Source organism: Pseudomonas benzopyrenica (genome assembly GCF_036884265.1).
Lineage (GTDB): Bacteria > Pseudomonadota > Gammaproteobacteria > Pseudomonadales > Pseudomonadaceae > Chryseomonas > Chryseomonas benzopyrenica.
Window position 1 is genome coordinate 1,160,865 of record NZ_CP145723.1, and the last position, 12,750, is coordinate 1,173,614.

General features: G+C 66.4%; 13 protein-coding genes. 4 read left to right on the plus strand and 9 right to left on the minus strand.

Annotated elements, in window-relative coordinates; genetic code table 11:
• Positions 1 to 32: 32 nt before the first annotated feature.
• Positions 33 to 647 carry an LPS assembly lipoprotein LptE gene (gene lptE / locus V6W80_RS05375; protein WP_017642503.1) on the minus strand — a complete coding sequence of 205 codons (615 nt, stop codon included), beginning with the start codon at positions 645 to 647 and terminating at the stop codon, positions 33 to 35.
• Positions 648 to 672: 25 nt separating this feature from the next.
• Complete coding sequence (leuS, locus tag V6W80_RS05380) at positions 673 to 3,336, minus strand: leucine--tRNA ligase (RefSeq protein WP_064308507.1); 2,664 nt, start codon at positions 3,334 to 3,336, stop codon at positions 673 to 675.
• A 177-nt stretch (positions 3,337 to 3,513) separates the two neighbouring features.
• Between leuS and V6W80_RS05385 the strand changes: the two genes are divergently transcribed.
• On the plus strand, positions 3,514 to 3,837 hold the full coding sequence (locus tag V6W80_RS05385) for a hypothetical protein (RefSeq protein ID WP_237509619.1): 324 nt from the start codon (positions 3,514 to 3,516) through the stop codon (positions 3,835 to 3,837).
• 40 nt (positions 3,838 to 3,877) lie between these two features.
• Positions 3,878 to 4,639 carry a YdcF family protein gene (locus tag V6W80_RS05390; protein WP_184291655.1) on the plus strand — a complete coding sequence of 254 codons (762 nt, stop codon included), beginning with the start codon at positions 3,878 to 3,880 and terminating at the stop codon, positions 4,637 to 4,639.
• Here the strand turns inward: V6W80_RS05390 and lnt are convergent.
• The 6 genes from lnt to V6W80_RS05420 form a co-directional block, all read right to left on the minus strand.
• The gene (gene lnt / locus V6W80_RS05395; RefSeq protein ID WP_338546086.1) at positions 4,630 to 6,177 is read right to left on the minus strand and encodes an apolipoprotein N-acyltransferase; all 1,548 of its coding nucleotides are present in this window, start codon (positions 6,175 to 6,177) and stop codon (positions 4,630 to 4,632) included. The genes V6W80_RS05390 and lnt overlap by 10 nt on opposite strands.
• Before the next feature lie 273 nt (positions 6,178 to 6,450).
• Positions 6,451 to 7,287: an HlyC/CorC family transporter gene (locus V6W80_RS05400; protein WP_017642498.1), complete on the minus strand. Its 837-nt coding sequence runs from the start codon at positions 7,285 to 7,287 to the stop codon at positions 6,451 to 6,453.
• 7 nt (positions 7,288 to 7,294) lie between these two features.
• Positions 7,295 to 7,750, minus strand: a complete 456-nt coding sequence (gene ybeY / locus V6W80_RS05405; RefSeq protein ID WP_017642497.1) for an rRNA maturation RNase YbeY — start codon at positions 7,748 to 7,750, stop codon at positions 7,295 to 7,297.
• Positions 7,740 to 8,756 (minus strand): PhoH family protein, encoded by a 1,017-nt coding sequence (locus V6W80_RS05410; protein WP_064308511.1) that lies wholly within the window; start codon positions 8,754 to 8,756, stop codon positions 7,740 to 7,742. The genes ybeY and V6W80_RS05410 overlap by 11 nt, the downstream gene beginning before the upstream one ends.
• 100 nt (positions 8,757 to 8,856) lie before the next feature.
• Positions 8,857 to 10,230 carry a tRNA (N6-isopentenyl adenosine(37)-C2)-methylthiotransferase MiaB gene (miaB, locus tag V6W80_RS05415; RefSeq protein ID WP_085984318.1) on the minus strand — a complete coding sequence of 458 codons (1,374 nt, stop codon included), beginning with the start codon at positions 10,228 to 10,230 and terminating at the stop codon, positions 8,857 to 8,859.
• A gap of 86 nt (positions 10,231 to 10,316) precedes the next feature.
• A complete protein-coding gene (locus V6W80_RS05420; RefSeq protein WP_160923651.1) occupies positions 10,317 to 10,721 on the minus strand; it encodes a RidA family protein in 405 nt (134 codons plus the stop codon).
• Between the two features lie 119 nt (positions 10,722 to 10,840).
• Between V6W80_RS05420 and V6W80_RS05425 the strand changes: the two genes are divergently transcribed.
• Positions 10,841 to 11,764, plus strand: a complete 924-nt coding sequence (locus V6W80_RS05425) for a LysR family transcriptional regulator (protein WP_338546090.1) — start codon at positions 10,841 to 10,843, stop codon at positions 11,762 to 11,764.
• A 65-nt stretch (positions 11,765 to 11,829) separates the two neighbouring features.
• Entirely contained in the window at positions 11,830 to 12,165 is a 336-nt protein-coding gene (locus V6W80_RS05430; protein WP_007159644.1) for a DUF1820 family protein, read from the plus strand.
• A gap of 12 nt (positions 12,166 to 12,177) precedes the next feature.
• On the opposite strand, the gene V6W80_RS05435 is transcribed toward V6W80_RS05430, so the two are convergent.
• Complete coding sequence (locus V6W80_RS05435) at positions 12,178 to 12,723, minus strand: tetratricopeptide repeat protein (protein ID WP_338546092.1); 546 nt, start codon at positions 12,721 to 12,723, stop codon at positions 12,178 to 12,180.
• Positions 12,724 to 12,750: the final 27 nt, after the last annotated feature.

Sequence of the window (12,750 nt, forward strand, 5' to 3'; positions counted from 1 at the left end):
AAACCGGAGCCTTGCGGCTCCGGCTGCGGCGCTTAGCGCGCGGGGGTGGGGATGTCGATCGGCGACTGCTGCGGCGGGGCGGACTCGCGGGCGCGGCGGTCGGCTTCGGCCTTGGCGGCGGCGCGGGCATCGGCGTCGCGCTGCAGCTTGTCCAGGCGCTCCGGCGTCAGGGCCTGCAGGCGGGCGGCCAGCTGCTGCACCAGTTCGCGACGCATTTCGCGACGCAGCTGGTCCTTCTGCTGTTCGGAACCGACGATGTTGTTCTGGTCGGTCACGTAGTAGCGCTGGGTTTCCAGATAGTCGCTGACCAGCACCGCCTGGTTCTTGCCGATGATGGTGTAGGGCTGACGGGTGGTCAGCTCGACCTCGGCACTGCGTGCGCCGCTGGTGTAGCTGGCGGTGCGCTCGCTCTGGGCTTCGCCACCCAGATCCAGGGTGTAGGGCGCGCCCGAGGTGATCCGCACATGGGCGTCCTCGAGCATGTCGCGTACGTCCTTGACGGTCTGGCCATAGGCGTCGCGCGCCGTCAGGTTCAGCTCGTTCACGGTCAGGCGGGTTTCGCCGGTGCCACGCAGCTGGAAGCCGCAGGCGGTCAGCAGGGTCGCCAGGCCGACTACCGCAAGGCCGGGGAGAATCCTTTTCTTCATCTGTTGTCTGCTCCGTTCGCGTGTCTTAGTTGGCGACGATGTTGACCAGTTTACCCGGGACCACGACGACCTTGCGGATGGTCAGGCCCTCGGTGAAGCGTGCCACGTTCTCGTTGGCGCGGGCGGCGGCCTCGATGGCCTCGCGGCTGGCATCGGCCGGTACTTCGATCTGGCCGCGCAGCTTGCCGTTCACCTGGATGACGATCTGCAGACTGTCCTGCACCAGGGCGCTTTCGTCCACCTGCGGCCAGCGGGCGTCGATGACCGCATCGCTGTGGCCCAGCTGCTGCCAGAGACCGTGGGCGATGTGCGGGGTGATGGGGGCCAGCAGCAGGGTGACGGCCTCCAGGCCTTCCTGCAGCAGACGGCGATCGGTGTCGCTGTCCTGGGCAGCCTTTTCCAGCACATTCATCAGGGTCATGACCGCGGCGATGGCGGTGTTGAACTTGTGATGCTGACCGATATCCTGGCTGGCCTGGCGGATGGCCAGGTGGATGGCGCGGCGCACCTCCTTCTGGGCCGGCGACAGCTCGCCAAGGGCGTCGGCGCTCGGCAGGCCCTGGGTGACGTGGGCCTGGGCCAGACGCCAGACGCGGCGCAGGAAGCGGCTGGCGCCCTCGACGCCGGAATCGGACCATTCCAGACTCATGTCCGGCGGCGAGGCGAACATCATGAACAGCCGGCAGGTATCGGCACCGTACTGGTCGATCATCGCCTGGGGATCGACGCCGTTGTTCTTCGACTTGGACATCTTCTCGACGCCGCCGATTTCCACCGGCTGGCCGTCGCTCTTCAGGCGCGCGCCGATCACCTTGGCCTTGGCATCGCGCTCCACCTCGACATCGGCCGGGTTGAACCAGTCCTTGCTGCCGTTGGGCAGGGTGCGGTAGTAGGTCTCGGCCACCACCATGCCCTGGGTCAGCAGATTCTCGAAGGGCTCGTCGGAATCGATCAGGCCCTGGTCGCGCATCAGCTTGTGGAAGAAGCGCGAATAAAGTAGGTGCAGGATGGCGTGCTCGATGCCGCCGATGTACTGGTCGACGGGCAGCCAGTAGTTGGCTTCTTCCTTGTCCAGCATGCCGCCGGTGAAGTTCGGCGAGGCATAGCGGGCGAAATACCAGGAGCTTTCGACGAAGGTATCCATGGTGTCGGTTTCACGCCGGGCCGGCTGGCCATTGCGCGGATCGACGGTCTCATAGAACTCGGGCATGCGCGCCAGGGGCGAGCCGGCGCCGTCCGGCACCACGTCTTCGGGCAGCACCACCGGCAGCAGGTCGGCCGGCACCGGGATGTCGATGCCATCTTCGCCGTGGATGATCGGGATCGGGCAGCCCCAATAGCGCTGGCGGCTGATGCCCCAGTCGCGCAGGCGGAACTGGGTGCGCGGCTGACCCAGGCCCTTGGCCTGCAGATCGGCGCCGATGGCGTCGAAGGCGGCGTCGTAGCTCAGGTTGTCGTAGGCGCCGGAATTGATCAGGAAGCCTTCCTTGCTGCCGTACCAGTCCTTCCACTGCACCGGGTCGAACTGGTAGCGCTCGTATTCCGCGGGGCTGTAGTCGTCCGGATTGGCCAGCACGCGGGTGGCCTCGGCGGTATCCACCACCTGGACGATGGGCAACTGGTACTTGTTGGCGAATTCGAAGTCACGCTCGTCGTGACCGGGCACGGCCATGACCGCGCCGTCGCCATAGTGCATCAGCACATAGTTGGCGACCCACACCGGCAGGCGGGCGTCGGTCAGCGGATGGCGGACGAACAGGCCGGTGTCCAGGCCCTTCTTCTCCTGGGTGGCGATGTCGGCTTCGGCGACGCCGCCGCGCTTGCACTCGTCAATGAAGGCTTGCAGCTCGGCATTGCCCTGGGCGGCCTGGGTGGCCAGCGGGTGTTCCGCGGCCACGGCGACATAGGTGGCGCCGAGCAGGGTGTCGGGGCGGGTAGTGAAGACCTTCAGGGTGCCTTCGGCGCCGATGCTGTCCTGGTCATAGGGGAATTGCACCTCCATGCCGCGGGACTTGCCGATCCAGTTGCGCTGCATGGTCTTGACCTGCTCGGGCCAGCCGGGCAGGCCGTCGAGGGAGGTCAGCAACTCTTCCGCATAGTCGGTGATGCGGAAGTAGTACATGGGGATCTCGCGCTTCTCGATCAGCGCACCGCTGCGCCAGCCGCGGCCGTCGATGACCTGCTCGTTGGCCAGTACGGTCTGGTCCACCGGGTCCCAGTTCACCGTGCCGTTCTTGCGGTAGATGATGCCCTTCTCGAACAGCTGGGTGAACAGCCACTGCTCCCAGCGATAGTAGTCGGGCTTGCAGGTGGTGACCTCGCGGGACCAGTCGATCGCCAGGCCCAGGCTCTGCAGCTGGGACTTCATGTAGGCGATGTTCTCGTAGGTCCACTTGGCCGGGGCCACGCCGTTCTTCATGGCGGCGTTTTCGGCGGGCATGCCGAAGGCGTCCCAGCCCATGGGCTGCAGGACGTTCTTGCCCAGCATCCGCTGGTAGCGGGCGATGACGTCGCCGATGGTGTAGTTGCGCACGTGCCCCATGTGCAGCTTGCCGCTGGGGTAGGGGAACATCGACAGGCAGTAGAACTTCTCCTGGCCCGGACGCATGGTGGCCTTGAAGGACAGATTCTGGTCCCAGAAGGACTGGGCGGCGGCTTCTATTTCGCGGGGCTGATAGTGTTCGTGCATGGGCGTGTCGAGGGCTGCAGAGGCGTTTGATCGAGCCGCCAAGCATACATGACCCCCCGAGCGCGGGGAAATGTCCCGGGCTGTCGCTTGTTTCGCACTCCAGGGGAGGCAGGGTCGAGAAGGCCGTACTAGGCTGATCAAACGTCCGTTCAATTACCCGGGAGGATGATCGCCATCATGGGAAAGTTTCGACGCGAGTCCGACAAGCTGCCCGTCGACGTGCGCCTGCAACGGCGCCTGGCGCTGGCGCTGGATGAGGCGGCTACCCAGGAGCGTCTCTATGACAGCGCCGATGGGGAGGTCGAGGTGCAGGGCCTGAGTCCGGCCGAGTACGCCCTGATCAGGCGCTGGCTGGAACGTCACCAGGCGACGGAGGCGGTCATGGCCTGCTGCCTGGGCTGCGGGCGGGTACAGCCGGCGGGATCCTTTTGCAGTCATTGCCAGGGGCGGCAGGTCCTGGTCGAGAGTCCTTCTGCCCGGGTCCGCGCTCCCCTACACTGAGCGCCGCCGCGGCCCGGAGGTCGCCTCGACCGGAGAGACCATGGGTCTGCGCTATTTCTTCAAGCAACTGCTGCTGCCACCGGGCGGCCTGCTGCTGCTCCTGTTGCTGGGGTGGTGGTTGCGTCGTCGCTATCCCCGTTTGGGCCTGGCCTGCTTCCTGGGCGGTCTGCTGGGGCTCTGGGCCAGTACCCTGCCGGTGGTGGTGGAAACCGGCGGTCGCCTGCTGGAGCGCGACGCCGCCCTGCCCGAAGCGCGCTGGGCGACGCTTGCGCAGCAGGCCGATGCCATCGTGGTGCTGGGCGCCGGGCGCGAGGTGGACGATCCGGGCTGGGCCGGCGATGCCGCCAGTCACCTGGCGGTGGAGCGATTGCGCTATGCGGCGCGGCTGGCCAAGGCCAGCGGCCTGCCGGTGCTGATCACCGGAGGCTCGCCCAATGACCGCCCGCTGAGCGAGGCGGCACTGATGACCGAGGTGATGGAGCGCGACCTCGGGGTGCCGGTGCGCTGGCAGGAAGGTGCCAGCCGCACCACCTGGGAGAACGCCACCCTCAGTGCGCCGCTGCTGCGTGAGGCCGGGGTGAAGCGGGTGGTGCTGGTGACCCAGGCCTATCACATGGCCCGTTCGCGTTGGTGCTTCGAACGTCAGGGCTTCCAGGTGGTTGCCGCGCCCATGGGCTTCATCGGTATTCCCAACGCACGGCCCTTCGGTGGCTGGCTGCCGGAAGCCAAGGCGGTCGAGCAGACCGCCCAGTTGCTCAACGAGGCCGCCGGGCTTTTGCTCTATCCGCTCGCTTATCGCTGAGTCACCACCAGCGGTGCCTCTTCGGGACGATCCTGCCGACGCAGCAGCAGGCCCCACAGCAGCACCAGGGCGGAAAAGATCGCCAGCGGCCAGAGGCGGTAGTGCAGATAGGGCGTCAGGCCATCCATGGGCACCACGCTGCCCTGCAGCACGCCGACCTCGAACGCCGGGATCTGCCGGCTGATGCGACCGAAGGGATCGACCAGGGCGGTGATGCCGTCGTTGGTAACCCGTACCAGCCAGCGACCGCTTTCCAAAGCGCGCATCTGCGCCATCTGCAGGTGCTGCTGCGGACCGATGGACTTGCCGAACCAGGTGTCGTTGCTGATGGTGAGCAGCAACTGACTCTGGGCCGCCATGCTGGCGACGAATTCCGGATAGACCACCTCGTAACAGATGTAGGGCGCCACGCGATAGCCCTTCACCAGTAGTGGCTCCTGCTGCTCGGGGCCGCGGACGAAGTCGGACATGGGCAGGTCGAAGAAGCCGATCAGGCCGCGCAGGTATTCCTGCAGCGGCACGTATTCGCCGAAGGGCACCAGCTTCTGCTTGTAGTAGGTACCCGAGCCGTTGCCGACCGCGGTGATGCTGTTGAAGTAGCGCGAATCGCCGTCGGCGTCGCGTTCCCGGGCGGGCAGGCCGGTCACCAGGGCGCCGCCATGGGCCGCCACCTGGGCGCCTTCGGCGGCGAGGAAGTCACTGACGTATTCGCGCAGCACGGGAATGGCGTTTTCCGGCCAGACCACCAGGTCGGCGTCGGTCTGCTCGGCGGTACGGTCGCGATAGAGCGCCAGGGTGGCGCGGGCGTGGTCGGGATTCCACTTGAGTTCCTGGGCGATGTTGCCCTGGATCCCGGCGACCTTGAGCGGCGCGCCGGCCGGTTGCGTCCATACCTGGCCCTGGAAGACATCGCCGGCCACCCAGGGCAGGGCCACCAGCACCAGGGCCGCGACCAGGGCCACCGGTCGCAGGATCAGCCGCGGGGCGTTGACCAGCAGCGCCGCGGTAAAGGCCAGCACGGCCGAGATCAGCCAGACGCCGCCCAGGGGCGCCAGCCCCTGCAGGGGACCGCTGAGCTGGCTGTAGCCCAGCAGCAGCCAGGGAAAGCCGGTCAGCGCCCAGCTGCGAAACAGCTCCAGGGCGAACCACAGGCCGGCGAAGGTGAGGGCGTCGCCCAGGGGTGCCTGGTTGCGTCTCAGGCACAGCGCCCACAGGCCGGCGGGCAGGGCGAAGAACAGCGCGATGCCTGCGCAGAAGCCCACGGTGAGAAAGAGCGCCAGGGGCACCGGCGCGGCCCCGTAGGTGTGGATGCTGACGTAGATCCAGCTGGTGCCGGCGAGAAAGGCGCCGAAGCCGTAGCACCAGCCGCGCAGCAGGGCGCGCCAGGCGCCGAGCCCCTTGAGGCCCAGGTAGAAGAGACTGGCGGACAGCAGTGCCAGCGGCCAGATGTTGAAAGGGGCCAACGCCAGGGGCGTGAGGGCGCCAGCGAAGAGCGCCAGAAGGTTGCCCTTCCAGCCGGGTTGAGAGATCCAGCGCATCGAAAATCCTTGGTCCGATCGAGGCTGCGCAAGCTTACTCGCCAGCGCGAGTCAGTGCCAAAGGCGCTTGAGGGAGAGCGAGCCAGGTCGCAGTTGGGGAGGGGATGGTAAAGGCTATCGCGGCCATGGCGATCCGTCGGTTGGGCTAGGACGATTCTATCGTCGAAGCCCAACAGTCGTGCAGTCGAGGCAAGGCCTGTTGGGCTTCGCTGCGCTCAACCCAACCTACGGCGGTCCGTAGGAGGGCGTGCGATGGGCATTGCCTGGGCCGTGCTAGCGGTTGACCGGGGTCACGCGCAGCAGGTGGATGCGGCGGCCGTCGGCGTTGAGGACGCGGAAGCGGAAATCGTCGATCACCGTTTCCTCGTTGCGCTTGGGCAGGTGGCCCAGGCGATTCATCACCAGGCCGCCGGCCGTGTCGGCCTCGGTGTCGGCGAAGCGAGTTTCCAGAATCTCGTTGAGCGTCTCGATGGGGGTGAGCGCCTTGACCACGAAGTCGCCATTGGGCAGCGACTTGATGAAGCTCTCTTCCTCCACGTCGTGCTCGTCCTCGATCTCGCCGACGATCTGCTCCAGCACGTCCTCGATGGTCACCAGGCCGGCGACGCCGCCGTATTCGTCCACCACGATGGCCATGTGGCTGTGGGTGGAACGGAATTCGCGCAGGAGTACGTTGAGCCGCTTGGACTCGGGCACGAAGGTGGCCGGGCGCAGCGCCGTCTTGAAGTCGAAGACCCGTGCAGGGTCCAGCAGCAGCGGCAGCAGGTCCTTGGCCAGCAGCAGGCCGAGCACGTCGTCGGGGCCATCGCCGATCACCGGATAGCGCGAGTGGGCCGCCTCGATCACCGCCGGCAGGAATTCGGCGGGGGTCTGCTGGGCGCGAATGCTGATGATCTGCGAGCGCGGCACCATGATGTCGCGCACCTGCAGGTCGGCCACCGAGATGGCGCCTTCGACGATGGACAGCACCTCGCTGTCGAGCACCTTGTTCTCGTGCGCTTCGCGCAGCAGTTCCAGCAGTTCCTGGCGGCTCTTGGGTTCATGGGCAAATGCCTGGACGATGCGTTCCAGCCAGGAACGATGCCCAGTGCCTGATCGATCTTCGTTCATGTGTGTGTCATTCACCGTAGGGATCGGGGTAGCCCAGTTCAGCGAGCAATTGGCGTTCCAGGTCTTCCATCTCCTCGGCTTCGTCATCTTCCAGATGATCGTAGCCGAGCAGGTGCAGGCAGCCGTGGATGACCAGGTGCGCCCAGTGCGCCTTGGCGGGCTTGCCTTGCTCGGCGGCCTCGCGGGCCACCACGGGGGCGCAGATCACCAGGTCGCCGAGCAGGGGGATATCGAGGAATTCGTCCGGCACGTCGGCCGGAAAGGACAGCACGTTGGTGGCGTAGTCCTTGTGCCGCCAGGTGCGATTCAGCTCGCGGCCTTCGTCTTCGTCCACCAGGCGGATGGTGAGTTCCGAGTCGCCCTGGCGGGCGCGCAGGGCCAGTTCACACCAGCGGCGTAAGTCCGGCTCCTCGGGGAGGTCGGCCGCCTCGCTGGCGACCTGGACGTCCAGTTCAATCGCCATGGCGATCCTCTCCAGACGCACGCGGCTGGTCCTGCAGCGCCTCGAAGCGGTCGTAGGCCTCGACGATGCGCTGCACCAGCGGATGGCGCACCACGTCCTTGGACTCGAAGTGGGTGAAGCCGATGCCGGGCACGTCGCGCAGGACCTCGATGACGTGCTTGAGGCCCGACTTGGTGCCGCGCGGCAGGTCGACCTGGGTGACGTCACCGGTGATCACCGCGGTGGAGCCGAAACCGATGCGGGTCAGGAACATCTTCATCTGCTCGAGGGTGGTGTTCTGACTCTCGTCGAGAATGATGAAGCTATTGTTGAGGGTGCGGCCACGCATGTAGGCCAGCGGCGCGACCTCGATGACCTGGCGCTCGATGAGCTTGGCCACCTGCTCGAAGCCGAGCATCTCGTAGAGGGCGTCGTACAGCGGTCGCAGATAGGGGTCGATCTTCTGTGCCAGGTCGCCGGGCAGGAAGCCCAGCTTCTCGCCGGCTTCCACCGCCGGACGCACCAGCAGGATGCGGCGGATCTGCTCGCGCTCCAGGGCGTCCACGGCGCAGGCCACGGCCAAGTAGGTCTTGCCGGTACCGGCCGGACCGATGCCGAAGTTGATGTCGTGATCGAGGATCGACTTGACGTAGCGCTGCTGGTTGGCGCCGCGCGGGCGGATCATGCCCTTCTTGGTGCGCAGGGCGACGCTGGTGTCGCCACCGCTGCGGTGCTCTTCCTGCAGGGCTTCCAGACCGGATTCCTGCAGATAGAGGTGCACCAGTTCCGGTGCCACCGCCGTGCCGCTGGCGGTCTCGCGATAGAGGCGCTGCAAGAGATTCTGCGCTGCGCGGGTGCGCTCGGGCTCGCCGACCAGTTCGAACTGGTTGCCGCGATTGCGGATCTCGATGCCGAGACGGCGTTCGATCTGGCGCAGATTTTCATCGAGCTGGCCGCACAGGTTGGCGAAACGGTCGGCATCGAAGGGTTCGAGGGTGAAGTGCTGGAGCGTCTGGGGGGTATTCAAGGTGTGCTGGGAAACCCTTTGGATTGGCTTTACGAAAACTTGACGTAGCGTGAGAGTAACCTGGGTCGCGCCCTTGGCAAAGGGCGCGTGTGACCATCCATCAGGCCAGCGCGACGGCGACGGGCGGGCGCGCACCGCTGGCGACGGGGGCCAGCAGGGTGCCGCGCAGGGAGTGCGGCAGGGCTTCGTCGATGTGCACCTGGACGAACTGGCCGATCAGGCTGGCATCGCTGCAGCGGAAGTTGACGATGCGGTTGTTCTCGGTGCGGCCCTGCAGCATGCCGGGATCGCGCTTGGAGAAATCGCTGACCAGGATGGTCTGGACGCTGCCGGCCATGCGCCGGCTGATCTCGAAGCCCTGCTGGTGGATGCGCGTCTGCAGGATCTGCAGGCGCTGCTTCTTGACCTCGTCGGGGGTGTCGTCGACCAGGTCCGCCGCCGGGGTGCCGGGGCGGGCGCTGTAGATGAAGGAGAAGGAGAAGTCGAAACCGACGTCCTCTATCAGCTTCATGGTCTGTTCGAAGTCCTTCTCGGTCTCGCCGGGGAAACCGACGATGAAGTCCGAGCTGATGCAGATGTCCGGCACCGCCGCCTTGAGCCGGCGGATGCGCGACTTGTATTCCAGCGCCGTGTGGTTGCGCTTCATGGCCGCCAGGATGCGATCCGACCCGGCCTGCACCGGCAGGTGGACGAATTTCACCAGTTCCGGGATCTCGGCATGGGCCTGGATCAGGGCGTCGGAGAATTCCAGCGGGTGCGAGGTGGTGTAGCGGATGCGGTCGATGCCGTCCACCGCCGCCACCACATAGAGCAGCTCGGCGAAGTCGGCGATGCGGCCGTCGCCGGTGGCGCCCCGATAGCCGTTGACGTTCTGGCCCAGCAGGGTTACCTCGCGCACGCCGTGCTCGGCGAGGTGGATGATCTCGGCGAGGACGTCGTCCAGCGGCCGGCTGACCTCTTCGCCGCGGGTATAGGGCACCACGCAGAAGGTGCAGTACTTGCTGCAGCCTTCCATGATGGAGACGAAGGCGCTGGGGCCGTCGATGCGCGGCTCGGGCAGGCGGTCGAACTTCTCGATCTCGGGGAAGGAGATGTCCACCTGGGGCGCCCGGGTGGTGCGCGCGGCGTCGATCATCTCCGGCAGGCGGTGCAGGGTCTGGGGCCCGAAGACCACGTCGACATAGGGCGCGCGGTCGCGAATGGCAGCGCCTTCCTGACTGGCCACGCAGCCACCGACACCGATCACCAGATCGGGATTCTCCAGCTTGAGTTCGCGCCAGCGACCGAGCTGGGAGAACACCTTCTCCTGCGCCTTCTCGCGGATCGAGCAGGTGTTGAGCAGGATGACATCGGCCTCGGCCGGATTCTGGGTGACTTCCAGCGGCTCCCGTTCGCCGAGCAGGTCGACCATGCGCGACGAATCGTATTCGTTCATCTGGCAGCCATGGGTTTCGATATAGAGCTTCTTGGACATGCGCGGCAGGGAGTCGGTGGCGAGTGGACCGCGCATTATAATGATGGCCTTCCGGGCGGGGAAGAGCCGCCCGGAAGGCGGTCGGTCTAGGCCTGGGCAGCGTCCTCCGGCAGCCGGGCGATGACCTTGATTTCGAAGCGAAAGCCGGCCAGCCAGGTGGCGCCGACCGCGGTCACCGTGGGGTAGGGCGCCGTGCCCCAGTGCTCCAGCAGCACCGGCCAGATCCGCTCGAAGCTGGCTTCGGCATCGACCATGAACAGGGTGACGTCCACCACGTCGGCAAAGGTGGCGCCGGCCGCGGCGAGGACGGCGTCGAGATTGGCGAAGGCCAGGCGGACCTGATCCTCCAGCTCCGGCTCGGGTGAGCCATCGGCGCGGCTGCCGACCTGGCCCGAGACGAAGAGAAAGCCGTTGGAACGGATGGCTGGCGAATAGCGGTGCTGTTCGTAGAGGGCGTGGCGCTGGGCGGGAAAGACGACGTCGCGGGTCATGCTGGGGCTCCGGTAGGGATCGCTGGAGCCACCTTAGGCGCCGCTCGCCAGGGGATAAACCCGGCCAGGCGGTCAGCATTGTTTGTACAATCCAAACAATCCCCTGTTCAGGAATCGGCATGGATCTGTTCGCCGCGATGCAGACCTTCGTGCGGGTGGTGGAAGCCGGCAGCTTCACCCGCGCGGCCGAGACCCTCGGCAGCAGCCGCACCCGCGTCACCCAGCAGGTGCAGCAGCTGGAGGCGCACCTGCAGGTGCGCCTGCTCAATCGCACCACCCGGCAGGTGCAGGTCACCGCCGACGGCGCGGCCTATTACGACCGCTGCCTGGGCGTGCTGGCAGCGGTGGACGATGCCGAGACGGGGCTTTCGGTCGCCACCCGCACGCCCCGTGGCCGCCTGCGGGTGGACGTGCCCAGCCCGCTGGCGCGGCTGATCCTGATCCCGGCCCTGCCGGACTTCTTCGAGCGCTATCCGGATATCCAGCTCGAGCTGGGCGTCAGCGATCGCCAAGTGGATCTGATCGGCGATAACGTCGATTGCGTGATCCGCGGCGGGCCCATCCGCGAGCAGTACCTGGTGGCCCGGCCGCTGGGAGCGCTGCAACTGGGGTGCTATGCCGCACCGGCCTATCTCGCCGCCCAGGGTGTGCCGGTTCATCCCGCCGACCTGGCCGAGACGCCGCACCGGGTGGTGCGGTTTCTCTGGGGTAGGGGCAAGGGCTTTCCCTATGCCCTGCAGCGCGGCGCCGAGCGCCTGGAGCTGCAGGGCCGCCACAGTCTGGAGGTGGACGACGGCAATGCCTGCCTGGCGGCGGGGCAGGCCGGACTAGGGGTGGTCTGCCTGCCGCACTACCTGGCAGCGGAAGCGGTCGATCGTGGCGAACTGGTCAGGCTGTTCGCGGACTGGCAGGTGGCATCCCTGCCGCTGTATCTGGCCTTCGCGCCCAATCGTCATGTCAGCGCCAAGTTGCGGGTCTTCATCGACTGGGTGACAGTCGTGGTGGCCGAGCGGGCCTGGCTGGAAACCCCTGGCGAACGCTGACGGCTGCCGGGGCCGGCGTGCTATGCTCGCTGCCCCCTTTTTCCTCGGCGAAACCCGCGTCCACCATGAGCTCATCCCCCAGCAAGCCGGCCATCTACAAGGTCATCTTCGTCAACCAGGGTCAGGTCTTCGAGATCTACGCCAAGCAGATCTTCCAGAGCGATCTCTGGGGCTTCCTGGAAATCGAGGAGCTGGTGTTCGGCGAGCGCACCCAGGTGGTGGTGGATCCGAGCGAGGAAAAGCTCAAGGCGCAATTCGAAGGCGTGGTGCGCAGCTTCGTGCCCATGCATTCGATCATCCGCATCGATGAGGTGGAGCGCCTGGGGCAGCCCAAGATCAGCGAAGCCAAGGGTGGCACCAATGTCATGCCGTTTCCCATGCCCATGCCCGACAAGCCCTGACCGGGCTCGCCGTCAGTTCTGCGGCGGCTGGAAGGGATTGAGATTGTCCGCGGTCTGCATGTCCTGCAGATAGTCGCGGAAGATCTGGCCCAGCACCTGGGTGGCCATCTCCAGCTCGTCACGGCGCATCTGGGCGCTGACCAGGTCGGCGGTGTCCATGGCTTCGTCGTTGCCGTTGATGGCGGCCATCTTCAGCACGATGTAGGCCTGGATGTTGTTGGGTGGTACGCCCTCGCCACGAAAGAACATGTTGCCGAGGCGATTCTGCGCATCGGCATTGCCCTTGAGCGAGGCCTGCTCGAACCACTGGCGCGCCTGGTTGAGATCCTTGGGCGTCTGCTTGCCTTCGTAGTAGAAGTCACCGAGTTCGTACTGCGCCTGGGAATCGCCTTCATGGGCGATCTGCTGGCAGCGGGCGATCGCCTGCGCCAGGGCTTCGTTGGCCAGATTCAGGTTGCAACGGCTGGTGCTGGGGACGAGCAGCGAATTGCCTCCGGCCAGGGCGGCCAGGGGCATCAGGATCAGGGCTGCGCACAGGGTACGACCAGCGCGGTGCATGAAGCGCCTCCACGAGCGAGGCAGGTT